At 63.3% G+C, this 25,172-nt stretch carries 25 protein-coding genes and 1 riboswitch; of the genes, 15 read left to right on the top strand and 10 right to left on the bottom strand.

The features are described from left to right. The first annotated feature begins 175 nt into the window (after positions 1–175). A complete protein-coding gene (locus tag L288_RS32950) occupies positions 176–1,531 on the top strand; it encodes a glycoside hydrolase family 1 protein (protein ID WP_021238504.1) in 1,356 nt (451 codons plus the stop codon). A 64-nt stretch (positions 1,532–1,595) separates the two neighbouring features. On the opposite strand, the gene L288_RS32945 is transcribed toward L288_RS32950, so the two are convergent. From L288_RS32945 to L288_RS32935, 3 genes are all read right to left on the bottom strand, one after another. Continuing rightward, the gene (locus tag L288_RS32945) at positions 1,596–2,348 is read right to left on the bottom strand and encodes an SDR family oxidoreductase (RefSeq protein ID WP_021238503.1); all 753 of its coding nucleotides are present in this window, start codon (positions 2,346–2,348) and stop codon (positions 1,596–1,598) included. Between the two features lie 99 nt (positions 2,349–2,447). Beyond that, positions 2,448–2,780 (bottom strand): TraR/DksA family transcriptional regulator, encoded by a 333-nt coding sequence (locus L288_RS32940; protein ID WP_021238502.1) that lies wholly within the window; start codon positions 2,778–2,780, stop codon positions 2,448–2,450. Then, a complete protein-coding gene (locus L288_RS32935) occupies positions 2,780–3,028 on the bottom strand; it encodes a YdcH family protein (protein WP_021238501.1) in 249 nt (82 codons plus the stop codon). The genes L288_RS32940 and L288_RS32935 overlap by 1 nt, the downstream gene beginning before the upstream one ends. 175 nt (positions 3,029–3,203) lie before the next feature. Here L288_RS32935 and L288_RS41980 point away from each other — a divergent pair, with 175 nt between their 5' ends. From L288_RS41980 to L288_RS32915, 5 genes are all read left to right on the top strand, one after another. After that, positions 3,204–4,490: a sensor histidine kinase gene (locus L288_RS41980; RefSeq protein ID WP_021238500.1), complete on the top strand. Its 1,287-nt coding sequence runs from the start codon at positions 3,204–3,206 to the stop codon at positions 4,488–4,490. Positions 4,491–4,494: 4 nt separating this feature from the next. Beyond that, positions 4,495–4,854, top strand: coding sequence for a response regulator (locus tag L288_RS32930; RefSeq protein WP_021238499.1), 360 nt, complete (start codon positions 4,495–4,497; stop codon positions 4,852–4,854). A gap of 180 nt (positions 4,855–5,034) precedes the next feature. After that, positions 5,035–5,550, top strand: coding sequence for a GNAT family N-acetyltransferase (locus L288_RS32925; protein ID WP_030539454.1), 516 nt, complete (start codon positions 5,035–5,037; stop codon positions 5,548–5,550). A 48-nt stretch (positions 5,551–5,598) separates the two neighbouring features. After that, on the top strand, positions 5,599–6,654 hold the full coding sequence (locus L288_RS32920; protein WP_021238497.1) for a zinc-dependent alcohol dehydrogenase family protein: 1,056 nt from the start codon (positions 5,599–5,601) through the stop codon (positions 6,652–6,654). Between the two features lie 38 nt (positions 6,655–6,692). Next, positions 6,693–7,388, top strand: coding sequence for an NAD(P)H-dependent oxidoreductase (locus L288_RS32915; protein WP_031304437.1), 696 nt, complete (start codon positions 6,693–6,695; stop codon positions 7,386–7,388). A 4-nt stretch (positions 7,389–7,392) separates the two neighbouring features. Here L288_RS32915 and L288_RS32910 read toward each other — a convergent pair whose 3' ends face one another. Both L288_RS32910 and L288_RS32905 read right to left on the bottom strand, forming a co-directional pair. Beyond that, positions 7,393–9,093 (bottom strand): SulP family inorganic anion transporter, encoded by a 1,701-nt coding sequence (locus L288_RS32910; protein WP_030539451.1) that lies wholly within the window; start codon positions 9,091–9,093, stop codon positions 7,393–7,395. Next, positions 9,083–9,415 (bottom strand): helix-turn-helix domain-containing protein, encoded by a 333-nt coding sequence (locus L288_RS32905; RefSeq protein ID WP_021238494.1) that lies wholly within the window; start codon positions 9,413–9,415, stop codon positions 9,083–9,085. Before L288_RS32905 ends, L288_RS32910 begins: the two co-directional genes overlap by 11 nt. Before the next feature lie 336 nt (positions 9,416–9,751). On the opposite strand from L288_RS32905, the gene L288_RS32900 reads away from it, so the two are divergent. Both L288_RS32900 and L288_RS32895 read left to right on the top strand, forming a co-directional pair. After that, a complete protein-coding gene (locus L288_RS32900; protein ID WP_021238493.1) occupies positions 9,752–10,750 on the top strand; it encodes a site-specific integrase in 999 nt (332 codons plus the stop codon). A gap of 183 nt (positions 10,751–10,933) precedes the next feature. Next, complete coding sequence (locus tag L288_RS32895) at positions 10,934–11,383, top strand: universal stress protein (RefSeq protein ID WP_021238492.1); 450 nt, start codon at positions 10,934–10,936, stop codon at positions 11,381–11,383. A gap of 95 nt (positions 11,384–11,478) precedes the next feature. Here the strand turns inward: L288_RS32895 and hcp are convergent, their stop codons facing one another. Continuing rightward, positions 11,479–13,119, bottom strand: a complete 1,641-nt coding sequence (gene hcp / locus L288_RS32890) for a hydroxylamine reductase (protein ID WP_021238491.1) — start codon at positions 13,117–13,119, stop codon at positions 11,479–11,481. A 111-nt stretch (positions 13,120–13,230) separates the two neighbouring features. Here hcp and L288_RS32885 point away from each other — a divergent pair, with 111 nt between their 5' ends. Continuing rightward, positions 13,231–13,677, top strand: a complete 447-nt coding sequence (locus tag L288_RS32885; RefSeq protein ID WP_021238490.1) for an RrF2 family transcriptional regulator — start codon at positions 13,231–13,233, stop codon at positions 13,675–13,677. Between the two features lie 37 nt (positions 13,678–13,714). On the opposite strand, the gene cyoD is transcribed toward L288_RS32885, so the two are convergent. From cyoD to cyoA, 4 genes are read right to left on the bottom strand one after another with little or no spacing between them, the layout of a single operon-like run. Further along, a complete protein-coding gene (gene cyoD / locus L288_RS32880) occupies positions 13,715–14,098 on the bottom strand; it encodes a cytochrome o ubiquinol oxidase subunit IV (RefSeq protein WP_021238489.1) in 384 nt (127 codons plus the stop codon). Continuing rightward, complete coding sequence (cyoC, locus tag L288_RS32875; protein WP_021238488.1) at positions 14,095–14,730, bottom strand: cytochrome o ubiquinol oxidase subunit III; 636 nt, start codon at positions 14,728–14,730, stop codon at positions 14,095–14,097. Before cyoC ends, cyoD begins: the two co-directional genes overlap by 4 nt. Positions 14,731–14,732: 2 nt before the next feature. After that, entirely contained in the window at positions 14,733–16,733 is a 2,001-nt protein-coding gene (gene cyoB / locus L288_RS32870; RefSeq protein WP_021238487.1) for a cytochrome o ubiquinol oxidase subunit I, read from the bottom strand. A gap of 20 nt (positions 16,734–16,753) precedes the next feature. Further along, positions 16,754–17,938 (bottom strand): ubiquinol oxidase subunit II, encoded by a 1,185-nt coding sequence (cyoA, locus tag L288_RS32865; protein WP_051209651.1) that lies wholly within the window; start codon positions 17,936–17,938, stop codon positions 16,754–16,756. 171 nt (positions 17,939–18,109) lie between these two features. Between cyoA and L288_RS32860 the strand changes: the two genes are divergently transcribed. From L288_RS32860 to L288_RS0121645, 6 genes are all read left to right on the top strand, one after another. Continuing rightward, on the top strand, positions 18,110–19,438 hold the full coding sequence (locus L288_RS32860; protein WP_031304433.1) for an MFS transporter: 1,329 nt from the start codon (positions 18,110–18,112) through the stop codon (positions 19,436–19,438). 140 nt (positions 19,439–19,578) lie between these two features. Then, positions 19,579–22,473: a PAS domain S-box protein gene (locus L288_RS32855; RefSeq protein WP_021238484.1), complete on the top strand. Its 2,895-nt coding sequence runs from the start codon at positions 19,579–19,581 to the stop codon at positions 22,471–22,473. A 218-nt stretch (positions 22,474–22,691) separates the two neighbouring features. Further along, entirely contained in the window at positions 22,692–23,162 is a 471-nt protein-coding gene (locus tag L288_RS32850) for an Hsp20 family protein (protein ID WP_031304431.1), read from the top strand. Positions 23,163–23,255: 93 nt separating this feature from the next. After that, positions 23,256–23,756, top strand: a complete 501-nt coding sequence (locus L288_RS32845; protein WP_021238482.1) for an Hsp20/alpha crystallin family protein — start codon at positions 23,256–23,258, stop codon at positions 23,754–23,756. Positions 23,757–23,822: 66 nt separating this feature from the next. Then, positions 23,823–24,470: an HdeD family acid-resistance protein gene (locus tag L288_RS32840; RefSeq protein ID WP_051209652.1), complete on the top strand. Its 648-nt coding sequence runs from the start codon at positions 23,823–23,825 to the stop codon at positions 24,468–24,470. Positions 24,471–24,584: 114 nt separating this feature from the next. Then, entirely contained in the window at positions 24,585–24,770 is a 186-nt protein-coding gene (locus tag L288_RS0121645; protein ID WP_030539438.1) for a YdcH family protein, read from the top strand. 199 nt (positions 24,771–24,969) lie between these two features. Continuing rightward, positions 24,970–25,172: riboswitch (cobalamin riboswitch) on the top strand. This riboswitch is flagged as partial in the annotation.

Below are 25,172 nucleotides of genomic sequence, written 5' to 3'. Positions count from 1 at the left end.
CCTCCCCATGTACATGGCTGATGCTGCTGCATCTAAAAGTGATTTGAAAATCGGGCGGACCGTTATGACAGGCGGATTTAATTGACAACCCCTATTCTTTTTAATCACTATCGCTTACAGCGCCGGGCCATCCAGAGACCGCGGCGTGGTCCAAAAAGGATGAAGAGGATATTTCATGGATTTCGATGACGCGCTCGACCGGCGGTCGATTCTAATGAGCATGGCAGCGGGCTCGGCGCTGCTCGCAACTCCGGCTGCCGCCGCTGCTCCGGCGCGCGGGGCGGCGAAGGGAAGCTTCCCCAAGGGTTTCCTGTGGGGCGCTTCCAGCGCGGGTCATCAGACCGAGGGCAATAATGTCAGTTCCGACCTGTGGGTCGTGGAAAATATGAAGCCTTCTCCCTTTAGGGAGCGATCAGGCGATGCCTGCGACAGCTATCACCGCTGGGACGAAGACGTCGCCCTGGTGAAGGCGCTGGGCCTCAACGCCTATCGTTTTTCGATAGAATGGTCCCGTATCGAGCCGGAAGAAGGGCATTTTTCGCTCGCCGAACTGGACCATTACCGTCGCTGTATCGCCGCGTGCCGCGATGCGGGCATCTTCCCCAACGTGACGCTCAACCATTTCTCGTCACCGCGCTGGTTCGCTGCCCGTGGCGCATGGAACAAGCCGGACGCGCCGGAACTGTTCGCGCGCTATGCCGATCGCGTGTCCAAGCATATGGGCGACCTTATCGGCATGGCGGTGCCCTTCAATGAGCCCAATGCACCGCTGGTCGTTAAATGGTCGCCGGACATGCAGAGCGCGACCGGCCAGCCGATGGACATCGCGTCCATGTCGGCGCCACTGATGAAGCTGGCCGCGAAGAAGGTGGGCAGCGACGAATTCTCCTCCTTCCTGTTCAGCGATCCTAAGGTGGCGGTGCCTGCGATGATCCGCGCGCACGAACTCGCCATGGCCGCGCTGAAGGCTGGTCCGGGCAAGTTCCCGGTCGGTGCGATCGTTTCCATCGGCGATGATCAGGCGGTGGACGGCGGCGAGGCAAAGGTCGCGCAGAAGCGCCAGGAAGTCTATGCGCAGTGGCTTGAAGCCGCTGGCCGCAGCGACTTTCTGGGCGTGCAGGGCTATACCCGTTATCTGATCGGCCCCGAAGGACCGCGCAAGGCGGGCAAGGATGCCCAGTTCACCAAGAGCAAGTGGGAATATTATCCCGCCGCCATCGGCAATATCGTGCGCTACGCCGCGTCGCAGGTGAAGGTGCCGATCTATGTCACCGAGAACGGCATTTCGACCGATGATGACGCGCAGCGTATCGCCTATATCAACGGCGCGCTGGCCGGTTTGAAGAATGCCATGGATGAGGGCGCGGACGTGCGCGGCTATTTCCATTGGACGCTGCTCGACAATTGGGAGTGGAATGAAGGCTTCCACCAGCGCTTCGGCCTGGTCGATGTCGATCGCACCAACTTCAAGCGCACGATCAAGCCCAGCGGCCGTCATCTTGGCACGATCGCAAAGCGCAACGCGATCTAGGAGCAAAAGGGAAAGCCCCTCGTCCAGCTCAGGCAGGCGAGGGGCTTTCCCCTTCCGAACCGGCCTAGATCTTCACCGCCGCGTTGCCGCCATCGGCCCAAAGCGCCGATCCCGTGACGAAGCTCGACATATCGCTGGCGAGGAACAGCGCGGCCTGAGCGATCTCCTCCGGCTCGGCGATGCGTTTCATGGCGTGGAGGCTCGCGGCCCACGCGCGCTGACCCTCATCGCCAGCCATGTCTGTCGCGGTGCCGCCCGGCAGGAGCGCGTTCGCGCGGATGCCCGCCGCGCCATAATCCGCCGCTATGCTGCGGACCAGACCCATCAATCCCGCCTTGGCCGCCGCATAGGGGCCCATGCCCGGCAGGCCCACGCTGTTGCCGACGAAGCTGCCGGTGAAGATAAGCGCGCCCGATCCCTGATCCAGCATCGCGGGAATCTGCGCCCGCGCTCCAAGAAAGGCGGCGGTCAGGTTCACCGCGAGCACCTGCGACCATTGTTCAGGGTCGATGTCGGCCAGCGGCTTTGCATGCCCGGTCAGACCGGCATTGTTGAAGGCGATGTGCAAGCCGTCAAACGCCTTTTGCGCGGCAGCAACGGCTTGCTCGTGGGTCTGCTCCTGCGTCACGTCTCCGGCAATGGCGATCGCCCGGCCTCCATCTTGCCTGATCCCGGCCGCAAGCTGATCAAGCAGGGCCTGACGGCGGGCGACGAGCACCACGGCAGCGCCATTGGCAGCGAACAATGTCGCGGCCGCTTTCCCGATGCCCGAACTTGCGCCTGTGATGATGGCGGTTTTGCCTTCCAGCAGTTTCATTTCCCGGCTCCTTCAATGGAGCCGTCCAGCTATGGACTTTCGCCGCAGCGCGCGTCTCGTTTCTTGCTGGCAAACGCATTTCCGTCCGGCGGATGCGCGTCAGGCCTTTTCCGCCGCTTGCGCGCAGGTGATGCAGAGACGGCACGCCGGGAGCGCTTCGAGGCGTTTGGGCGCGATCTCGTCTCCGCAAGAGACGCACAGCCCGTAGGTTCCGCCGCGTAGCCGTGTCAGCGCGTCCTCGATAAGCTCAATTTCGGCGATGGCGGCCAGTTCGACCGCGTCGAGCGTCTCATCATCTTCCCGGTCGACCGCCTGTTCGCCGAAATCATCGTCCAGCGGCTGCCGGAATTCCGCCTCGATCGCGCTGACCCGAAGGCGCAGTTCGTCAAGGCGGCTTTCCAACTGCTGGCGTATCTTCGCCTCGTCACGCATCAGGCGGCCTGCTTTTCCGCAATCATCGCCGACACCTGGTCGAGCATCTGGAGGCGATGCTTCTTGAGGTCCTCAAGCCGCTGGTCCGACGCCGGTTCGATGCCAGCCTCGATGCGCGAAATTTCCTGCGCGATCTCATGATAGCGCGCCGACAGTTCGCGGAAGCTGGCGTTCTCAACCTTCAGATCGTGCAGCACGGCGCGGTGCTGCGGGAATTCGGCATGAAGATCGTGGCCGTTTTCACTCATTCGTCAAACCCCTTTCCTGTTGTCTTCGGGATCAAGCTGGCAGCACGCTGCACCCCTGTCGCTACGCAATGTTCCGCATTCGGCACGATTTACCGCCGCCGCTACGGCCGAGCCACGGAACCGAAGCCGTCCGGCAAACGTTCACGCATATTCATGCGTGGCGGAGGAGGGGGCTTTGCAGGTACAGACCGGGATCGGTCCGATAGGCGACGTCGAATGGGGAACGCATTTCTGCCATTTCTATCGTGATGCCGAGGACCTTGGCGAAACGCTCATCCCCTTCTTCAAGACAGGGCTGGAGCAGGGCGAGGCAGGCCTGTGGGTCACGGCTGCGCCATTCCCGGCCGAGCAGGCATGGTCCGCGCTCAACAGCCATGTCGACGGACTCGACCAGCGCATCGCGAACAAGCAGATCGCCATATACGGCCATGAGGAATGGTATACCCGCTATGGCGGCCGTTCGGCGCGCGATGTCGCCGGGGCCTGGATCGATTCCGTTCAGGAAGCGCTGCAAAGTGGTTACCGGGGTCTCCGGCTCACCGGCAACACCGCATTCCTTGAAGAGGATATGTGGGATGACTTCATGGATTATGAGCATTGCCTGCGCGACGCCTTCGCCAACCGGCCGATATTGGCGCTTTGCAGCTACAATGCGGTCGATTGCGATTCCAACGCGGTTCTCGACGTGGTGCAGGCGCATGATTTCGCCCTGGCGCGGCGGCGCGGCGGCTGGGAAATGGTGGAAAGCGCTTCGGTCAGGCGCAGCCGGGAGGCGCTTGTCCAGCTCAATGCCGAACTGGAGCAGCGGATCGCCGACCGCACCGGCGAACTGGCTGAGGCGCTGGAGCATCAACGGCTGCTGACCGCCGAACTCAGCCACCGGGTCAAGAATTCGATCGCGACGGTGCAGGCGCTGGTGGAAAAGACGCTGCGGGGCGCGCAGTCGATGGATGGGGCCCGGATCGCCCTGCGTGGAAGGCTGGGCGCGCTGTCGCACATCCACGATCAACTGGCGGCGGTCGAATGGAAAGGAGTGGGCCTGGACGATGTGCTGGGCGCCGTACTGCGGCCCTTCGGCGACCAGACCAGTTTCGCCGCCAGCAGCCGGACGCTCAATCCACGGGCCGCGATGGACCTTGCCCTCATTTTCAATGAGCTGGCGACCAACGCCGTGAAATATGGCGCGCTCGCATCCCCCAAGGGCCACGTCGAGGTGGCGGTCGAGATTGGCGGCGGCGGAGGCGGCGTGCGGATCTGCTGGAGGGAAAGAGGCGGCCCGCCTATGCAGCCTGTGGCCGCCGAAGGCTTCGGCACCAAACTCATCCGGCAGCTCGTCACGCACAATCTGCGCGGGCAATGTGAGATCGCGCTTGATCCGGCGGGCCTTGCCTGCACGCTGGACCTTCCGGCCAAGGAGATACTGGCCAAGCGGCCGCACTGCGCGCACGGCTGCGTCCACTAAGCCCATGAGCAGGGTTCTTCTGGTCGAGGATGAATTCCTTGTCGCCATGCATATCGAAGACATGCTCGTTGACCTTGGCTATAAGGTCGTGGGGCCGGTCTCCCGGCTGGAGGACGCGCTGAAACTCGTCCATTCGGGCGAGCCGATCGACGCCGCGCTGCTGGACGTCAACCTGGCGGGCGAACGCAGCTGGCCGGTTGCACGCGCCTTGCGGGACAGGGGCATCCCCTTCCTGTTCGCAACGGGCTATATCGAACTGCACGCGTCCCGGCCGGACGATCTGGACGGGACGGCCATACTCCCGAAGCCATTGCAGGAAATACATCTCGCCCAGGCGCTCAAGGCCCTTTTGTCATCCGCCTGACAAGGTTCAGGCATTCAAAGGGGCAAGAGAAGGATGACTTTCCAAGCAGATGCAGGGCATTCAGGGCAGATATAAGCAGGAGACCGGTCCCGCAGCGGGTGGCGCGACTCAGGCAGCCGGGATAGACTGGATGCAGCAGCGGCCGGGTTGCCGGACGCGTCCAACGAAGAGGGTCTTTTCATGACTGACGCCGCACAGCTTGAATTCGCAACCACCAATCAGGGCGTGCGGCTGGGCATTCGCGCTGTGCAGAACACGGACGGCGATCTTCTTCGTTCCTTCTTCTCGCAAGTAACGGCGGACGACCTTCGCTTCCGCTTTCTTGCCGGGATAAACGAGGTGTCGGAAGACCAGATCGCGATGATGGTCGATGTCGATCACAAGCAGACGGAAGATTTCCTGGCCTTTCTGGATGACGGCACGCTGGCCGCCACCGCGATGATCGCCAAGGATGCCGGAGGAAAGCGCGCCGAGGTCGCCATCGTCGTACGTAAGGACATGAAGCATAAGGGCATTGGCTGGACCATGCTGAACCATGCGGCCGACTATGCGAAGGCATGCGGCGTGGAGACGCTCGAAGCGCTGGAAAGCCGCCAGAACCAGGCCGCCATCGAGGTCGAGCGGGACTCCGGTTTCGACGTGAAGCCCTATCCCGGCGATTCCACCCTTGTGCTCGTGTCCCGCAAATTGGGCTGAGCATGAAGATGCAGGAGTGACGCACAGCCCCTTGGCGGAGGAGAGCCGATGAAAGCGCTTGTCTATCATGGACCGGGTCAGAAAAGCCTTGAGGAACGGCCCAAGCCCCGGATCAGCCGCGCGACGGATGCAGTGGTCCGGGTCACCCGAACCACCATCTGCGGAACCGACCTCCATATCCTCAAGGGCGATGTGCCAAGCTGCGAGCCGGGACGCATATTGGGGCACGAAGGCGTGGGCATCGTCGAGGAAGTGGGCGATGCCGTCAGCAGCGTCCGCCCCGGCGACCATGTCCTCATATCCTGCATCACTTCCTGCGCGCGGTGCGGCTATTGCCGGCGCGGCCTCTATTCGCACTGCGCCGACGGCGGCTGGATATTGGGCAATGTCATCGATGGCACGCAGGCCGAATATGTGCGCATCCCCCATGCCGACAACAGCCTGCACCCCATTCCGGCGGGTGTCGAGGAAGAGGCGCTGGTGATGCTGAGCGACATATTGCCGACAGGCTATGAATGCGGGGTGCTCAACGGCAAGATCATGCCAGGGAGCAGCGTCGCGATCGTCGGCGCGGGCCCCATCGGGCTCGCCACGCTGTTGACGGCGCAATTTTTCTCGCCAGCCCATATCATCATGATCGATCTGGATGACCATCGGCTGGCGGTTGCGGAGCGGTTCGGCGCGACCGGCGTGATCAACAGCGGCAAGGAAGATGTGGCCGACGCAATCCTGCGGCTTACCGGGGCACGGGGCGTGGATACCGCGATCGAGGCCGTGGGCGTGCCCGCGACCTTCGAACTCTGCACCCGTCTGGTGGCGCCGGGAGGCGTGGTCGCCAATGTCGGCGTGCATGGGACCAAGGTCGACCTTCACCTTGAAGAACTCTGGTCGAAGAACATCACCATCACGACCCGGCTGGTCGACACGGTCAGCACGCCGATGCTGATGAAGACGGTGGCGAGCCGTAAGCTCGACCCCGGCGCGCTGATCACGCATCATTTCGACCTTGATGACATTCTGGACGCCTATGACACTTTCTCAAGGGCGGCGCAGACCGAAGCGCTCAAGGTGATCATTCGCGCGGGTCAGGCTTTGAAACCGTGATGCCCTGCGCCAAGTTGGCGTGTATGACTGTGGAGGTGATGTTGACGGATAACAAGACTGGCGAAGCCCCGTTACGCCATCTGCTGGTGCTCGCCAATCCGTCGCCGGACAGCTTCAATCACGCCATGGCGCAGACCTATGCGCAGGCCGTGCGGGACAAGGGGCAGGAGGTGGTCCTGCGCGATCTTTACGCCCTGGGCTTCGACCCGCTGCTTAAGGCGGAGGAGCGGCCCGGCGGCGAGGACTGGCGGCCCGCGCCGGATGTCGCCAGCGAGCTTGAGCAGCTTGCGGCGGCAAGCGTGATCGTCTTCATCTATCCCATCTGGTTCGGACTGCCGCCCGCCATCCTCAAGGGCTATGTCGATCGCGTGATGGGCGCGGGCTACGCCTTTCAGGACATGCAGCAGGCGAGCGGCCAGTCCGCGGTCGAAGGCAAGCCTCTCATCTGCTTCTCCACATCCGGCGCGCCCCTGCCATGGTTGCAGGATCAGGGGCAGATGGCAGCGCTCAAGGAAGTGTTCGACATCTATCTGTGGCGAGGGCTGGCGATGAGCCGGGTCGACCATGTCAGGATCGACAGGATCATGCCCGGCATGGACCCCGCTTATGCCGCCGCGCAGCTCGACCGGGTACGGCAACAGGCCGAACAGGCGTGCGGCATGCTGGCTTCGGGCCGTTATCGCAGCGAGTGGGAGGCGGAGACGGCGAGGCGGGCGCGCAAGGCGGATAGCTGAGCCATCACCCGGCGCTGGCGGATTCTGGCGCAGCGGCGATGGCGGCGGCCATATGCAGGGCGGTAGCCAGATCGGGGCTATGGCTCACGCGCCCGCCGGACGGGCCGAGGCCAGTATGCTCCAGCATGGCAAGCGGCTGGGGCTGAACGCCCGACAGGATGACGCTGGTGCCGCCAGCCGCCGCCTGCCTGACGATCTGATCGATGGCGGCCGCACCGCTGGCGTCGAGGAAGGGAACCCGCCGCATTCGCAGGATCATGACTTTCGGGCGGCGGCCGATGCGGCGCAGCGTATCGAGCAGTTCGTTAGCGACGCCGAAGAAGACCGGCCCTTCGATACGGAAGACCTCGACACCGTCCGGCAAGGCCGCGCGCTGATCGATTTCCTCGCCGCCATCCTGATCGTCGCTCCGCACATCGTCCAGGCCGGTGGCGATATCCACCGTCCTGCTCATCCGCATCATGAACAACAGCGAGGCGAGCGTCACGCCGACGCCGATCGCCACGGTCAGGTCGACCAGCACCGTCAAAGCGAAGGTAAGGAGCAACAGGACCCGGTCACTGCCGGGCATGCGGAGCAGCAGCAGGAACCTGTCCTGCTCGCTCATGCTCCACGCGACCACGAACAGGATCGCCGCGAGGGCCGCCAGGGGCACATAGGCCATGAGCCCGGAGGCGAGCAGGACGAACAGGAGCAGGAAGGCGGCGTGCAGCATCCCCGCCACCGGGGTCGTCGCCCCGGCTTTGATATTGGTGGCGGTGCGCGCGATCGCCCCTGTGGCTGGCAGGCCGCCGAACAAGGCGGACGCGATGTTTGCGACGCCCTGGCCGACCAGTTCCTGATTGGAGCGATGGCGTGAGCCGATCATCCCATCCGCGACCACCGCCGACAGCAGCGCCTCGATCCCGGCGAGAAAGGCGATGGTGAAGGCGCTCGGCAGGATCGCCTGGATCTTGGCGAAGCTGACGTCCGGCAGGGCTGGGGCGGGCAGGCCGGAGGCAATGTCCGGGTAGCGCGATCCGATCGTTTCCACTGGCAGATGGAGCAGGGCGGCAGCGGCCGACGCGATAATGATCGCGATCAGAAAGCCCGGCAATCGTGGCGCCCACCGGCGCAGCGCCGCGATCAGAGCCAGCGATCCCGCGCCGATGGCGAGCGCCGTCCATTGCACGCTGACCAGCGCAGCGAAATAGGCCCGCCATTTTTCGATGAAGTCCGCCGGAACCTGATCGATCGGCAGGCCCAGAAAATCCTTCACCTGACTGGTCGCGATGATGACGGCGATGCCAGCGGTAAAGCCGGTCACGACCGGATGCGGGATGAAGCGGATCAGACTGCCCAGCTTCGCATAGCCCGCGACGATCAGCATGCCGCCCGCGATCAATGTCGCGAGCAACAGCCCGTCATAGCCATGCTGCGCGATGACGTTGAACACGACGACGACAAAAGCGCCGGTCGGCCCGCCGACCTGAACGCGCGATCCACCCAGCCCGGAAATGAGAAAACCCGCGACGATCGCGGTAATGAGGCCCTTGTCCGGCGATGCTCCACTCGCGATCGCAAGCGCCATGGCAAGCGGAAGCGCTACGATCGCGACCGTCAGACCGGCGACGGCATCGCGCCGCAACCGGTCGAGCGAATAGCCTTCGCCCAGGACGGTGATCAGCTTGGGCGTGAAGGCTGCCAGGCGAAGGTCAGTTCGCATCGCCATCGCCCGCCACCGGTTGCTCCGCCTGGTCGTACAGGAGCGACGCCACGCGTCCCGCCTGCTTCCCGCTTGCGCTTTCTTTCAGGCGCACGCCGCGCCCGGCGCCGTTGCTTGGCGCATTTTCGCCGATGATTTCGATCCCCGCTGCTTCGAGCGCGTTGATCACTTTGACCAGCGTGTCGACGACGCTGCGCACCTGACCGCCGGACGCTTCCATGCGCTGGATCGTGGGCAGCGAAACCCCCGCAAGCTCCGCCAGCCGCCGCTGGTCGATACCAAGAAGCGCCCGCGCAGCGCGCATTTGCTGAGATGTGATCATAGCACCTTAATGATGTTTAATACATCAGTTTAGGGATATTATCATGCTAAACAGCAATATGCCAGATCGGAATTAAGGGGTCGCGGCAGTTCGCAGTTCTCCCAACACGGCTTCTCCATGAGCTTCTCCGCTTGTGGACGCGCTCGATTGGCCGACGCGGTGGCACAAGCTGGGCGGAGAGATGGATGTCACGGCGATTTCTCAGTCCATGCTGGGCCGACTCTTGAAGGACTGATCTCGCGATGAAGATCGGAGGGCCCTGTCCTTATGTCCGATAAGTGTGATTCTCGGACATAAGATTGACGGTATAATGAGTGAGGTCTAGAGTGTCCGGCAATGGGCATTGGCGATCCTCGCGACGGCGACAATCTTCCGGCCACCGTGCCGCAGCCGGTGCTGCCCGACATCCTGCATGCCGAAGCCGGGCGCGCGGCGGACTATGCTCGTGCATCCCGGTCGGCCGCAACCCGGCGGGCTTATGCGTCCGACTGGAAGATCTTTACCGGCTGGTGCGAAGCGCGCGGATTGGAAAGCCTGCCCGCGACACCGCCCGCGGTCGCGACCTTTCTCGCTTCGGAAGCCGATACCGGCACGAAGGCGAATACCATCGGCCGCAGGCTCGCCGCGATCGGCTATCATCATCGCCAGGCCGGTTTCGATCCGCCACAGGAGCAGCCCGGATCAGGCGTCATCCGGGAAGTGCTGGCGGGCATAAGAAGCTCCATGGGCACGCGCAAGACGCGCAAGAAACCCGCCGATGCCGATGCGCTGCGCGATATGCTGCAAACGATCAAGGGCGATGACCTGCGCGCGCTGCGCGACCGGGCCATGCTGGCGATCGGCATGGCGGCTGCCCTGCGCCGGTCGGAACTGGTGGCTCTGGATGTCAGCGACGTCGAACTGCCGCCCGAAGGGCTGCGCCTGCTGATCGGCCGGTCAAAGACGGATCAGGCGGGCGAAGGCACGGTGATCGCGATCCCGGAAGGCCGCCGCATCCGGCCCAAAGCCCTGCTGCTGGAATGGATGGCGTCCGCCGGGCATAAGGAAGGCCCCCTCTTCCGCCGCCTGACCCGCGCTGGCGAATTGACCAGTGATCCGATGTCCGACCGTGCCGTCGCGCGTCTGGTTCAACGCTGCGCCGCCGATGCCGGCCTTGACCCTTCCGAGTTCGCCGGTCATTCCCTTCGGTCCGGTTTCCTGACCGAAGCGGCCCGGCAAGGCGCGAGCATCTTCAAGATGCGGGATGTCAGCCGCCACAAATCGGTGCAGGTGCTGTCTGACTATGTCCGCGACGCCGAACTTTTCCGCGACCATGCGGGAGAGAGGTTCCTGTAGCACGACGCTAAGGACAGACGCTTAAAACGGTGGGCAAACTGCTCTATCGCCTTCTTCTTCCTCAAGGAGGCCCGGCAGGACGCCGCTACCCCTTTTGTCCCAGCACACGCCTCACCCTTGACGGGGCGCGTACGGATTGGTGAACTGAAGGCCCGGCTACAGCAGAAGGATGGAGGATCGGCCATGTACAGTCATATTCTCATTTCCACCGACGGGTCCGAAGTGTCGCACAAGGGATTGCTGCAAGGTCTGGAGCTTGCAAAAGCCTTGGGCGCGAAGGCGACCGTTATCACGGTGACCGAACCCTTTCCTGTCTACGCCGGCGGCGTCGGCTTCGACTATGCGCTGAGCGATGAACTGCTTGCCGAATATGCCGCAGGCCAGAAAAGTTCGGCCACCGCGATACTCGATGCCGCCAAGCAGGCGGCGGTGCAGACCGGGATAGAGGTGGAAACGGTGCATGTACCCGACGCCCAGGTCGCCGATGCTATCATCGGGCAAGCGCAGGCGCGCGGGTGCGGTCTGATCGTCATGGCCTCGCACGGACGGCGGGGGATCAAGCGTCTCATGCTCGGCAGCAAGACGTCGGAGGTGCTTAACAACAGCCGGATTCCGGTGCTTGTCGTGCCCTGAACGCGACTGGCGTCCCGCACGATGGCGGGACGCCGCGCTCTCCAGCGTCAGTGAACCGGGCGCGAAGGGAGAGCTTCGCAAATCCGGCCCGGCCGTCAGGCTGCTTTCAGCATGCGGGAGAGGTCTTCCTGAACATCGCCGGTGGGGCGGATGTCGAACTTCTCCACCAGCACTGCGAGCACCTCTGGCGTCAGGAATTGAGGCAGCGTCGGCCCCAGGTGAATGCGCTTGATGCCCAGGTGAAGCATGGTCAGCAGCACGGCGGTGGCCTTCTGCTCGAACCAGCTGATCGCATAATGGAGCGGCAAGTCGTTGATCCCGCATCCGAGCGCTCCGGCAACCGCGATCGCGACCTGGATCGCTGAATAGGCATCGTTGCACTGACCCATGTCGAGCACCCTCGGAATGCCGTTGATGTCGCCCAGTTCCTCCTGGTTGAAGCGGAACTTGCCGCAACCCAGCGTCAGCAGCAGGCTGTCCTTGGGCGCCGCCACGGCAAGGTCATGGAAATAGTTGCGGCCCGGCCGTGCGCCGTCGCAACCGCCGATCAGGAACAGATTCTTGACATCCCCCGCCTTGATCATGCCCAGCAGCGTATCGGCGACTCCCATCACCGTATTGCGGGCAAATCCCGCGGCGATGCGGCGCTCCGGCGCGTCTTCCATAAAGCCCGGCAGGCTGAGCGCGCATTCGATGGCGGGGCGGAAATCGTGATTCTCGATATGGCGCACGCCATTCCAGCCTACCGGTCCAGCGGTGAACAGCCGGTCGGCATAGCCTTTGATCTCAGGATTGATCAGGCAGTTCGACGTCATGATGATCGCGCCCGGAAAGGCTGCGAAATCTTTCTGCTGATCCTGCCACGCGCCACCATAATTGCCCGCGAGGTGCGGATATTTCTTCAGGCCGGGATAGCTGTTCGCGGGGAGCAGCTCACCATGGGTATAGACATTGATGCCACTACCCTGGGTCTGCTCCAGAATCGCTTCGAGATCGCCCATGTCGTGACCCGAAACCAGAAGCGCCTTGCCCTTCACCGGGCTCATCCGCACCATCGTGACCTCGGGATGGCCGAAGCGTCCGGTGTTGGCTGCATCGAGCAATTCCATGACCTTGAGGTTGAGCGCACCCACCGCCAGCGCCTCGGCAATCAGCGCATCGGCATCGGCGGGGTCGCTCGCCAGGAACGCGGCGATGCGGTGAAATTCGGCGGATACCGCGTCTTCCTCCGTCCCAAGCACGCGGGCATGTTCCGAATAGGCGGCAGTGCCCTTGAGACCATAGAGGATGAGGTTGCGCAGGCCGACGATCGAAGGACCGTCACGGTCCATGAACCGCTGAATGGCTGCGAAGGGAGCTGCGGCGGCCAGCTCGCTGGGGGTCGTTCCGGGGTTCCATGCCGCTGGTTCGGGAAGGCCGTTCAGGTCTGCCCCGGCCTTGAGCGCGCATTCTTTCGCCCGGTCGCGCATGGCCAGCGCTTCGGCGATCAGCGCGGCGAAGCGGTCCGCGTCGAAATTGACATTGGTGAGCGTGGTGAACCAGGCATGCGGAGTGAAAGCGTCGACCGCCGCGTCCCTGCCGCCCTTGCGCGCCGCACGGTCGGCATAAACCGAAACCCCCTGCATAACGCGCAGCAGCACGTCCTGCATGTCAGCAACCTCGGCGGTCTTGCCGCAAGACCCGGCTTTGACGGCGCAACCGCCCTTGTTGCTTTGTTCGCATTGCACGCAGTACATTCTGCAAGCCTTCCTAAAGTTGAATATGAAATTCCACTTAGGCCTGATTCTCAAAGAAGCATTTGATTGGAATCAAATCGGCAGAGCATGAGGCGTGACATAGCTTGCGTCATGCAGCTCACCCGTCACACCGACTACGCATTCCGCCTGCTCATCGACCTCGCCGCGCGGGGCGGGGAACGCACGCAGATCGCGCAGGTAGCTGCGGCGCAGGACATTTCGCACAGTCATTTGATGAAGGTCGTGAACCGGCTGGTACATGCGGGCATCGTCGATGCGGCAAGAGGACGTGGAGGCGGCATTCGCCTGGCGCGCGATCCGCACGACATCAACCTTGCCGACATTGTCCGCACGACAGAGCCGCGATGCCCGATGGTCGATTGCGGAGGTTGCAAGCTGGCGCGGCGGTGCAGGCTTCCGGCCGTGCTCGACCGGGCGGCCGACGCCTTCATCACGACCCTGGAGCGCTTCACCCTGGCGGATATCCTGCCTCCCGCGCAGGAAAGGGCTTCGCCTTCCCGAACGGCTGGACCGGCGGCGCTTCGAGCCAATCTTTAGGATAATTGCGCTTTACTGCTGCGGGAGGAGCGCGGACCTATTGCGGCGGCGCCCCCATGTCCGGCATCGGCATCATGTTTGTGTTCAGGTGATACATGATCCAGATCGATCCGCCGATCGTCAGGACGACGATCACGGCGGTGAACAGGAAGGCCAGCAGCGTCCACCCCCCTTCCGACCGGGTGTCGAGATGCAGGAAGCAGACGACATGGACGACGATCTGGATCAGCGCCATGGCGAAGATCAGGATCGCGGTCGTCTGCCGGTCCTGCAACACGCCGCTCATGACCAGCCAGAAGGGCAGGAATGTGAGCAGGATCGCCAGCACAGTGCCGATGCGGTAGCCGCGGCGGCTGCCATGCCCATGGGTGTCGCCATGGCTGTGAAGGGCCGGATCCATATGGGTGTCGGTGCTGCTCAACGGAGAACTCCGTACAAATAGACGAAGGTGAAGACGCCGATCCAGATGATGTCGAGGAAGTGCCAGAACATGGACAGGCAGATGAGGCGGCGCTTCATCGGCAGGGACAGACCATGCCGCCCAAGCTGGATCAGCATGACCACGATCCAGATCAGGCCCACCGTCACATGCGCGCCATGCGTGCCCACCAGCGTGAAGAAGGCGGAGAGGAACGCGCTGCGCTGCGGCCCCGCGCCTTCCGCGATCAGATGGGCGAACTCGTAAAGCTCGATAGCAATGAAGCCAGCGCCCAGAAGCCCGGTGATCGCCAGCCAGAAGCGCGTCGGCCCTACCCGTCCCGCCTCCATATGCGGCATCGCTTCCCCGAAAGTGATGGACGAGGCGAGCAGCAGCGCGGTGTTCAGCGCGACAAGTTCAAGGTCGAATATCTCGCGCGGGACGGGCCCGCCCGCATAGCTGGTGCTCACCACGCCGAACATCGCGAACAGCGAGGCGAAGATGAGCGCGTCGCTCATCAGATAGATCCAGAAGCCCAGGATCGTCGCGCCATTGCCGCCGTGGTCGTGATCCTCCGCTTCGGCCAGATGCCAGGTCACAGCCTCGCCATTGCTCTGGAGCGCATGGTCGGTCATCGTCAGGCCTCCGCCGCCGCAAGCGGCAGGCGCTTGCTTTCCGTCCGCGCGACCTCCTCGGCCGGGATGTAATAGTCGCGCTTCATGTTGAAGGTATGCCCGATGGCGACGGCCAGCAGGCCGACGAAGCTCAGCGCCGCAAGCCACCACATATACCAGACCATTGCGAAGCCGAGGACGAGCGCGAGGCCAGACAGGATCACCCCTGCCCCCGTATTGCGCGGCATGTGGATCGGCCGGAAACCCTGGGCAGGCCGTTCATAGCCGCGCACCTTCATGTCATACCAGGCGTCGAGGTCATGAACCATCGGCGTGAAGGCGAAATTATAGGGCGGCGGGGGAGAACTGGTCGACCATTCCAGCGTCCGGCCGTCCCAGGGATCGCCGGTCGTGTCGGCAAGCTGCCGCCGCTTCACGAAGCCCATGACGATGCTCATGACGAAGCCCAATATGCCCACGAGGATGATGAGCGCGCCGATGAATGCGACGACGAACCAAGGCTGGAGAGCGGGATCATGGAAGTAGCGCACCCGCCGGGTCACGCCCATGAGCCCCGGAAAATAGAGCGGCATCCAGGCGACCCAATAGCCGATCACCCAGCCCCAGAACGCCACCTTGCCCCAGAAGGGGTCTAGCTTGAAACCGAAAGCCTTGGGGAACCAGTAGACCATCGCCGCGAACAGGCCGAAGACCACGCCGCCGATGATCACATTGTGGAAATGAGTGACCAGAAACAGCGAGTTGTGCAGCACGAAGTCCGCCGGCGGGATCGCCAGCAGCACGCCGGTCATGCCGCCGATGACGAAGGTGATCATGAAGGCGACGACCCACATCATCGGCAATTCGAACCGGATGTCGCCGCGATACATGGTGAAAAGCCAGTTGAAGATCTTCGCCCCGGTCGGAATCGAAATCACCATCGTCGCGATGCCGAAGAAGCTGTTGACGCTGGGCCCCGCCCCCATGGTGAAGAAATGGTGCAGCCAGACGAGATAGGACAGGATGGTGATGACCACGGTCGCGTAGACCATGGAGGAATAGCCGAACAGCCGCTTGCCCGTGAAGGTCGAAACGATTTCGGAATAGATGCCGAAGGCGGGCAGGACCAGCACATAGACTTCTGGATGGCCCCAGATCCACACCATGTTCCAATACATCATCGGCGCGCCGCCGAGGTCGTTGGTGAAGAAGTTGGTGCCCACATAACGGTCGAGCATCAGCAGGAAGAACGCGGCCGTCAGTGCCGGGAATATGGCGATCGCCAGCACGTTGGAGCAGAGCGCGGTCCAGCAGAAGACCGGCATCTTCATCATCGTCATGCCCGGCGCGCGCATCTTGATGATGGTGGCGACCATGTTGATCGCCGACAGGGTGGTGCCGACGCCTGCTATCTGCAACGCCCATAGATAATAGTCGACGCCCGTGTCGGGGCTATAATCAAGCTCCGCCAGCGGCGCATAGGACAGCCAGCCCGTCCGCGCGAATTCGCCCACGAACAGCGATGTCATCACCAGTATCGCGCCCGCGGCCGTGAGCCAGAAGCTCAAGGAATTGAGGAAGGGAAAGGCGACGTCGCGCGCGCCGATCTGCAACGGCATCACGAAATTGACGATCCCCACGATCAGCGGGATCGCCACGAAGAAGATCATGATCGTGCCGTGCGCGGTGAAGATCTGGTCGTAATGATGCGCGGGCAGATAGCCTTCGTTCGGCGCGAAGGCGATCGCCTGCTGGAGGCGCATCATCAGGGCGTCGGCAAAGCCGCGCAGCAGCATGATGATGCCCAGGATCATGTACATGATGCCGATCTTCTTGTGATCGACGGTCGTGAACCATTCCTTCCACAAATAGCCCCACAGCCGGTATCGCGTGACCGCGCCGATAATCCCCAGCCCCAGCAGCAGGACCACAACGAATGTGGTGAGCAGGATCGGCTCATGGACGGGGAAGGATTCCCAGGTCAGGCGGCCGAAGATCGTCTTGGCGAGGCTGTGTTCGGTCATGGCTATCCCGGCAGCAAAGTTCAGCCCAGACCGGCGCGCGGTGCGCCAGGCATGGGCGGCAGATCATTGGCGGACATATCGCGATTGCGCTGGTCGCCCGGCTTCCTTTCTCCAGGCGTTCCGGGTTGAGCAGGCTTGGTGACGTTGGGCCCCGAGCCTTTTTCCTCCGGCTCCTTCTCCAGCGCGGGCACCGGCTTTTCTCCATGATGAGGCATGGACCCGCGTCCAGGCGCGGTGCCCGACCCGATCTCGCGATTATGGGGATGCCCCCCTGCCCGCTCCATATCTCGGCGCATTGTTTCGGCCATGCAGGTCTTGCGCGGATCGACGCACATATTGACCGCGCGGTCGAACAGCCCCGGCATCACATTCGCGAAATACATGACGGGGGACTTCTCACTCGGCTTTTCCAGCGCGAGATAGCTGGCCGTCTCCAGGGACGCCCCGCCCCTTCCCTTGATGCCTGCCACCCAGGCGTCGAAATCGGCCTGGGACATCCCGCGCAACTTGAAGCGCATGTCGGCATAGCCCCGGCCGGTATAGTTGCCCGAATAGCCCCAGCTTTCGCCGGGCTTGTTGAGCACCGCATGGAGCTTCGAATCCATGCCCGGCATCGCATAGATCATGCCTGCGAGCGTCGGCGCGTAGAATGTGTTGAACTGGCTTGTCGAGGTGATGGAGAAGCGCACCGGCACATCCACCGGCAGCGCCAGTTCATTGACTGTCGCGATCCCCTGTTCGGGATAGATGAACAGCCATTTCCAGTCGAGTGCGACGACCTGCACGTCGAGCGTCTTCATGTCCGGCGTCACCGGCCTGCCCGGCGCGATCCGCTCGATCGGGCGGAAGGGGTCGAGAAGATGGGTGCTGGTCCAGGTAACCGCCGAAAGGGCGATGATGATGAGCAACGGACAGGACCAGATCACCAGTTCCAGAGTGGTGGAATGATCGAAACTGGGATCATAGACCTTGTCGGGATTGCCGCGCCGGTATTTCCAGGCGAACCAGACCGTCAGCGCGATCACCGGCACGATGATGAGCAGCATCACGCCCGTCGCGAAGAGGATGAGGTTGCGCTGCTGCATGGCGATATCGCCGGTCGGGTTCATCACGACCATGTCGGCGCAGCCGCCCAGCAACCCAAGCGCCGCGATGAGCGGCAGGCCCGTTGCGAGGCGCGCGGCATTCAAGGGTTTCGTGCTCATGCTGGCCCCCGCTAGCCCTCCCTGAACAGCTAAACTTTGACCACCGTCAAACCGACTGTACATAGTCGTGCGTTACTGGGAAACTATCCTTAGCCGAATTCGTTGCATGATCGTGTCAATTATGTTCGGTTGACATCGTCAGGCCGGGAGGGAGCAAAAGCAATGGTGAGCATGACCACGGGTCCAGCCAGCAGTTCCGCCCCGCTCGAACGGGACGCGCGCCTGATCAATGCGCGCGATCACAAGGTCCGGCCCGGCGACATCGCGGTGGGCGTCATCATTGGGCGGTCCACCGAGTTTTTCGACTTTTTCGTCTATGCGATCGCGTCTGTCCTCGTCTTTCCCTCGCTGATCTTCCCCTATGTCGATCCGCTGACAGGCACGCTTTATTCCTTCGCCATCTTCGCCCTCGCCTTCGTGGCGCGCCCGTTCGGCGCGATGCTGTTCCTGTGGATCGATCGCAAGCATGGACGGGGGGTCAAGCTGACCATCGCCATGTTCCTGCTGGGCGGATCGACCGCCGCCATCGCCTTTCTGCCCGGCTATGATCAGGCGGGTCATGCCGCCGTCCTGCTGCTCGCCCTGTTCCGGCTGGGCCAGGGCTTCGCGCAAGGCGGCACCTGGGACGGCCTTCCCGCGCTCCTCTCGCTCAATGCCCCGCCCGAACGCCGGGGCTGGTTCGCGATGATCCCGCAGCTTGGCGCGCCGGTGGGCCTGCTGGTCGCGGCGGCCGTATTCGCCTATCTGCTGACGACGCTGAACCCTCAAGATTTCCTTGAATGGGGCTGGCGCTACCCCTTCTTCGTGGCGTTCGTCATCAATGTCGTCGCGCTGTTCGCGCGTCTGCGGCTGATCACGACGCCGGAGTTCGAGAAGCTCTATGAAAGCCGGGAGCTTCAACCCTCTCCCGTCACCGCCCTTTTTCGCGAGGAATGGCGCGTCGTCCTGCTGGGCGCCTTCGCGCCGCTGGCGAGCTTTGCCCTGTTCCACCTCGTCACCGTCTTTCCCCTGTCCTGGGTGATGCTGACGACCGACGAGAGCCCTGTCCGCTTCCTGGTCATCGAAATCGTCTGCGCGGGGATCGGCATCGTCGCGGTCATGCTGTCCGGGCTGATCGCCGACCGGGTGGGACGGCGGACGCTGCTGGGTCTGTCGGCGGCGGCGATCGGCGCCTATAGCGGCTTTGCGCCTCAGCTATTGGGGCAGGGACCGGCGGGCGAGTGGATCTACATGATCCTGGGCTTCATCCTGCTGGGGCTTGCTTTCGGCCAATCCTCCGGCGTGGTGAACGGCAGCTTTTCCTCGAAGCACCGCTATACCGGGGCGGGCACGACGGCGACGGCTTCCTGGTTCATCGGCGCTGCCTTCGCTCCGCTCGCGGCGCTGTTCCTCGCTAGCCATTTCGGGCTGCTGTCGGTCGGCGCTTATCTTTTGTCGGGCGTCGTCGGCACGCTGGCCGCGCTTGGCCTCAACCGCGAGTGGGGCCGCAAGGCGAGCTGAGAGAAGCGCCGCCACACACCGGCGCGTGTGCGCCGCGGGCTTGGCCATGGCCGAGCCTGCCCAACTCTGCTATCGACTGATCTATACGCCTGCTGGCAACGCACCGGACAGGTTCATCTTTGAAGGATCAGGCGAAGTCTATGGCCGCAGGCGAGGAACAATCCGGTTTGTCCAACCCCGCCGGACAGCTTTGGGCGAGCCTCAATTCCGCGACCCGGCTTGACCAGAGCCTTCCCGACCTTCCGCCCGGCGGCATCGATGATGCGAGCTTCCGCCTGCTGGCCGACAATCTGCCCACCCTTGCCTGGATCGCCAATGGCGACGGCTATATCGTCTGGTTCAACCGCCGCTGGCACGACTATTGCGGCACCACGCCGGACCAGATGGAAGGCTGGGGCTGGCAGACGGTGCATCACCCCGACGTGCTGCCCGGCGTCCTTGAACGATGGCGGCGCTCGATCGGCGAGGGATCGCCGTTCGAGATGATCTATCCGCTTCGGGGCGCGGACGGCGTGTACCGCCCGTTCCTGGCCCGTGCCGCGCCGGTGCTGGACGCGTCGGGCAAGGTCGTGCGCTGGCTGGGCAAGAATTCGGACGTGTCGGCGCAAATCCGTGTCGAGGCAGCGCTGCGCGAGAGCGAGGCCCGTTTCCGCAACATGGCGGACAATGCGCCCGTGATGATGTGGGTGACCGATGCGAGCGGCGCCTGCACCTACCTCAACCGCGAATGGTTCGAATTCACCGGGCAGACGGCGCAGGAGGCGCTGGGGCTTGGCTGGCTGGACGCGACTCATCCCGACGACCGGCCGGAGGCGGAGCGCACCTTCCTGGCGGCCAATGCCCGGCGGGAGCCGTTCCGCATGGAATACCGCCTGCGGCGGAGAGACGGCAGCTATCGCTGGGCGATCGATGCCGCAGCGCCCCGATTTTCCGACGATGGGAGCTTTTGCGGCTATATCGGATCGGTGCTGGACATCGAGGAGCGGCACGAGACCGAGGACCGGCTGAAAGAAGCGGAGGAACGGCTGCGCCTGGCGACGGAGGCGGCCGAGGTGGGCTTCTGGGATCTGGACCTGTTGAATGACGTCCTCGTCTGGCCCCCGATCGTCAAGGCCATGTTCGGCATTTCAGCGGACGTGCCGGTGTCCATGGAGGATTTCAGCAAGGGCCTGCATCCCGAAGATCTGGAGCCGACGACCACGGCGCTCCAGGCCGCCTGCGATCCCCGGCAGCGCGCCTTGTACGATGTCGAATATCGCACCATCGGGAAGGAAGACGGCGTGGAGCGGTGGGTCGCGGCCAAAGGGCGCGGCCTGTTCGATGCGCAAGGCCGGTGCACCCGTGTCATCGGCACCGCGATCGACATCACTGCGCGCAAGAAGACCGAGGCTGAACTTCAGGACCTGAACCAGCGGCTGGAGACGCGGGTCGCGCGCGCCATCGACGAGAAACGGCAAGCCGAAGAAGCGTTGAGGCAGTCGCAGAAGCTGGAAGCGATCGGCAAGCTGACCGGCGGTGTCGCTCATGATTTCAATAACTTGCTACAGGTCATTGCCGGAAACCTTGAACTTCTGGCCGACAGCATCGATGACCCCCGCGCCCGGCGGCGGCTGGATCATGCGCAGGATGCCGTCAGGCGCGGCGCGAAGCTGGCGGGGCAGTTGCTGGCGTTCGGACGGCGGACTCCGCTGGAGCCCAAGGTCATCAATGCGGGCAAGCTGGTGCGCGGCCTGGACGACATGCTGCGGCGAACGCTGGGTGACGAGATCGAGGTGGAGACCACCATTTCGGGCGGCCTCTGGAACACGCATGCGGACCCGATGCAGCTCGAAAATGCGATCCTCAACCTGGCGATCAACGCGCGCGACGCGATGAACGGCAGCGGCAAGCTGACGATCGAGGTGGGCAACGCCTTTCTGGACGATGATTATGCCCGCCTGCATTCAGATGTCAGCGCAGGCCAATATGTCATGATCGCGGTGACCGACACAGGCAGCGGCATTTCCCCCGAACTTATCGATCAGGTGTTCGAACCCTTCTTCTCCACCAAGCCCGAAGGGCAAGGAACGGGCCTGGGCCTGTCCATGGTCTACGGCTTTGCCAAGCAGAGCCACGGCCATGTGAAGATCTATAGCGAGGTGGCGCAGGGAACCTCGGTCAAGATGTATCTTCCCCGCTCCACCCAGCGCGAGGATGCGCCCGTGGTCCGCGACGACGCTCCGCTGGTCGGCGGGCGGGAAACCATATTGGTCGTCGAGGATAATGAAAGCGTACGATCGACCGTGGTCGATATGCTGTCCGGCCTGGGATATCATGTGCTGAAGGCGGGCGACGCGGCGAGCGCGCTTGCCGTCATCGAAAGCGGCGCTTCCATCGACCTGCTTTTCACCGATGTGGTAATGCCCGGACCGCTGCGCAGCCCCGAACTCGCGCGCAAGGCCAAGGACCGGCTGCCCCGGATCGCCGTCCTGTTCACGTCGGGCTACACGGAAAATGCGATCGTCCACGGCGGGCGGCTGGACGAGGGCGTGAGCCTCATCAGCAAGCCCTATACGCGCGATGCACTGGCGCGGAAGCTGCGGCAACTGCTCGACGGCAGACCGGCCCCGCGCCCGCAGGATGAAGATGGCGCGAAACGTGCCGCCAGTCCGGCGGGGGATGGCCCGCCGCCTAGGCTGCGCATCCTGGTGGTCGAGGATGAAGGACTGGTCCGCTTGCTGGCCACCGACATGCTGGAGGAAATGGGGCATGAGGTGTTCGAAGCGGCCAATGCGGAAGATGCGCTGCGCCTGCTTGAAGCCGAGCGGTATGATGTGCTTTTCACCGATCTGGGACTTCCTGGAATGGGCGGTGGCGAGCTTGCGGGCCATGCCTTGCGGCTCCGGCCGGAAATAGCGATCATCTTCGCGTCCGGGCGGCCGCTCACGGACGGGGATGCGCCGGACGAGGTGCTGGCAAGATCGATCCAGATCAGCAAGCCCTATACGGCTTCGGACCTTGCCGCCAAGCTGACGTTGCGGACTGACATGGAATAGGGAGCGAGCCACGACCTTGTCCGTGCTTGTACGCTTCCGCTTTCAACCGATTGAACATCAATGATGAAATTTTGCCGTTGACCCTCTTGAACAGATTTATCCCGATCCTAACTCAAATGCGCCGGATGCCGCTTTTTGGATCCGGCGGGACATAGAGGGCGCCGCTCTCTTTTCCGGCGCAGCTCATGCCCAAATTGCTTCTGTTGGAGGATTTGGAGATGAGAACGAACTTCGACTTCACACCCTACCGGCGTTCCACCGTCGGTTTCGATCGTCTTTTCGACCTGCTTGAGACGAGCGCGCGCGGTGACGGCGACGGCTATCCGCCGTTCGACATCGTCAGGGAAGGCGACGACAATTACCGGATCATGCTGGCCGTGGCGGGTTTTCGCCCCGATGAGATCGAAATCGTCGCGCAGCAGAACCTGCTGACCGTGTCAGGCCGCAAGGCCGATGAGGATGACGGCCGCCACTATCTGCATCGCGGCATTGCGACCCGTTCCTTTGAACGGCGCTTCCAACTGGCCGATTTCGTCGAGGTGCGGTCCGCGAGCTTCGAGCATGGCCTGCTGACCATCCAGCTCCAGCGCGTGGTGCCAGAGGCGATGAAGCCGCGCCGCATCGAGATCGCTCCCTCGGCCGCCCAGTCACCGGGCGAGCCGCCGGAGGACGATCGCAAGGCGGCCTGAGCCACGCGACAAGAAGTCCTGCCGGACCGCCGCTTTACATGGGTATCCGGCAGGCCATGGCAGACAGCTGATGGAAAGGAGGTAAAAGCTACCATGGCACTTCGTGATCTGATCCCCTGGGGCAAGCAGGAAAGCCAGGTGCCGGTGCGGGTGAACACGCCCGGCGATCATCCTCTCTTCTCTCTTCATCGGGAAGTGAACCGGCTTTTCGACGATCTTTTTCGCGGCATTGGCGTGCCGTCTCTGGGCAGCCAGGGCGCGGGTCTGGAATGGCCCAGCATCGAACTGTCCGAAACCGAAAAAGAGGTTCGCGTGACCGCCGAACTTCCCGGCCTGGACGAGAATGACGTTGATCTGTCCATCGAAAATGGCGTTCTTTCGATCCATGGCGAGAAGAAATCGGAAATCGAGGACAAGGAGCGCGGCTATTCCGAGCGCAGCTATGGCCGGTTCGAACGGCATGTCAGCCTGCCCCCCGGTATCGAGGAGGACAAGGTGAGCGCCAGTTTCAAGAAGGGCGTCCTGACTGTCGTGCTGCCGCGATCCGCGACGGCGATCGAGAGCCGCCGGCGCATTCCGATCAACGCGCATTGATAGAGACCGTGCGGCCGCCATGCGCGGCCGCACGCCTCCTTCGCGCATCCGATGGAGATGATATTCATGAACGCACCCGTGAAAGACCATGCCGCCAGCGAACCGTGCCTGCCCCAGCGCAATTGGAGCTGGCTGCTGCTGCGCGGCGTCCTTGCCCTAGCGCTGGGCATCGCCGCCTTGCTGATGCCGGTAAGCGCGCTGTTCGCCTTCACCATGATCTTCGCGGCCTATGCGGGCGCGGACGGCCTTCTTTCGCTCGCCGCCGGACTGCGCGGCGCGGTGCGCAAGATCGACCGGTGGCCGGTCCTGATCCTGCGCGGCGTGCTGGGTGTCGCGGCCGCGGTGCTGTTCGTGCTCATGCCACTGACCGCCACGGTAAGCTACGCGCTGGCGACGCTGGTCATCCTCAGCGCCTGGGCGATCATCACCGGCCTGTTCGAGATCGCAGCGGCCTACCGCCTGCGCAAATCGATCGAGGGAGAATGGCTCATGGCCCTGTCGGGACTGCTTTCCGTCGTCCTTGGCATGATGATCATCGCCCTGCTCTATCTTGAGCCGGTTCCGACCATCCTGTCGGTCGCGTGGCTGATCGCGGGGTGGGCGCTGATCGCCGGGTTCGTGCTGATCGGGCTGGCGCTGCGGCTGCGGCGCAAGGACCGGGAGCGCGCGGACGACGCGGGCCCGGCCGATGTCCCGGCGCAGGCGGCGGTGTGATGATGGCGGGGAGGAAGGACGCGCCAGAAAAATGGAAAGGGCGTGAACTTCCTTCCCGTCTCAACGATGCGCCCGGAGCGGCGCGAACATCCTCAACTTGGCATGGAGATGACGATGTCCGATTATCATGTGAGCTATTTGCGGCGAGAGCATGCCCGCCTCGACAGCGAAATCCAGAAGGAGGCGGCCCGCCCCTATCCCGATGAGCTGCACATCGCCCGGCTCAAGAAACTGAAGCTCGCGCTCAAGGACCAAATGGAAGGGCTTTGCAACATCACCGGCGGCAGCCGGGTCGCCTGAAGGTGCTGGGCGGGGAGAAACGCCCCGCCCTCACTTGCCCCATAGGCGAGCAGATCGCCCCGCTTCTGCTGGAGGCGATCGGGAGATAACGGCCAGTCCGCACCCTCCACCATGCGCATTTTCATCATCGGTTCCATCACGGGCTTGCCCTCAACAATCACTGGCGATATCTGTGCCGCCGTTCGACAGGCCTCGCCTGCCGGACATTGATCGCGCCGGTGCTCCGAGAGGAGCTTAAAATGGGAACGCGGTGCGGGCTGTCCAGACCTGTTCTGGCTGGCCCAAATCCGGGGCTGTCCCTGCAACTGTAAGCGGTGAGCGCGATGCATATCGCGGCTGGGCATATGTCCCATCCGCAGCCACTGGGCCGGACGCTAAATCCTGCGAGGCCTGGGAAGGCCA

Origin of the sequence: Sphingobium quisquiliarum P25 (assembly GCF_000445065.1) — a bacterium.
In the GTDB taxonomy this organism is placed as follows: Bacteria; Pseudomonadota; Alphaproteobacteria; order Sphingomonadales; family Sphingomonadaceae; genus Sphingobium; species Sphingobium quisquiliarum.
The sequence above is the reverse complement of the archived record's forward strand: the minus strand, read 5'-3'. Positions and strand labels throughout refer to the sequence as shown.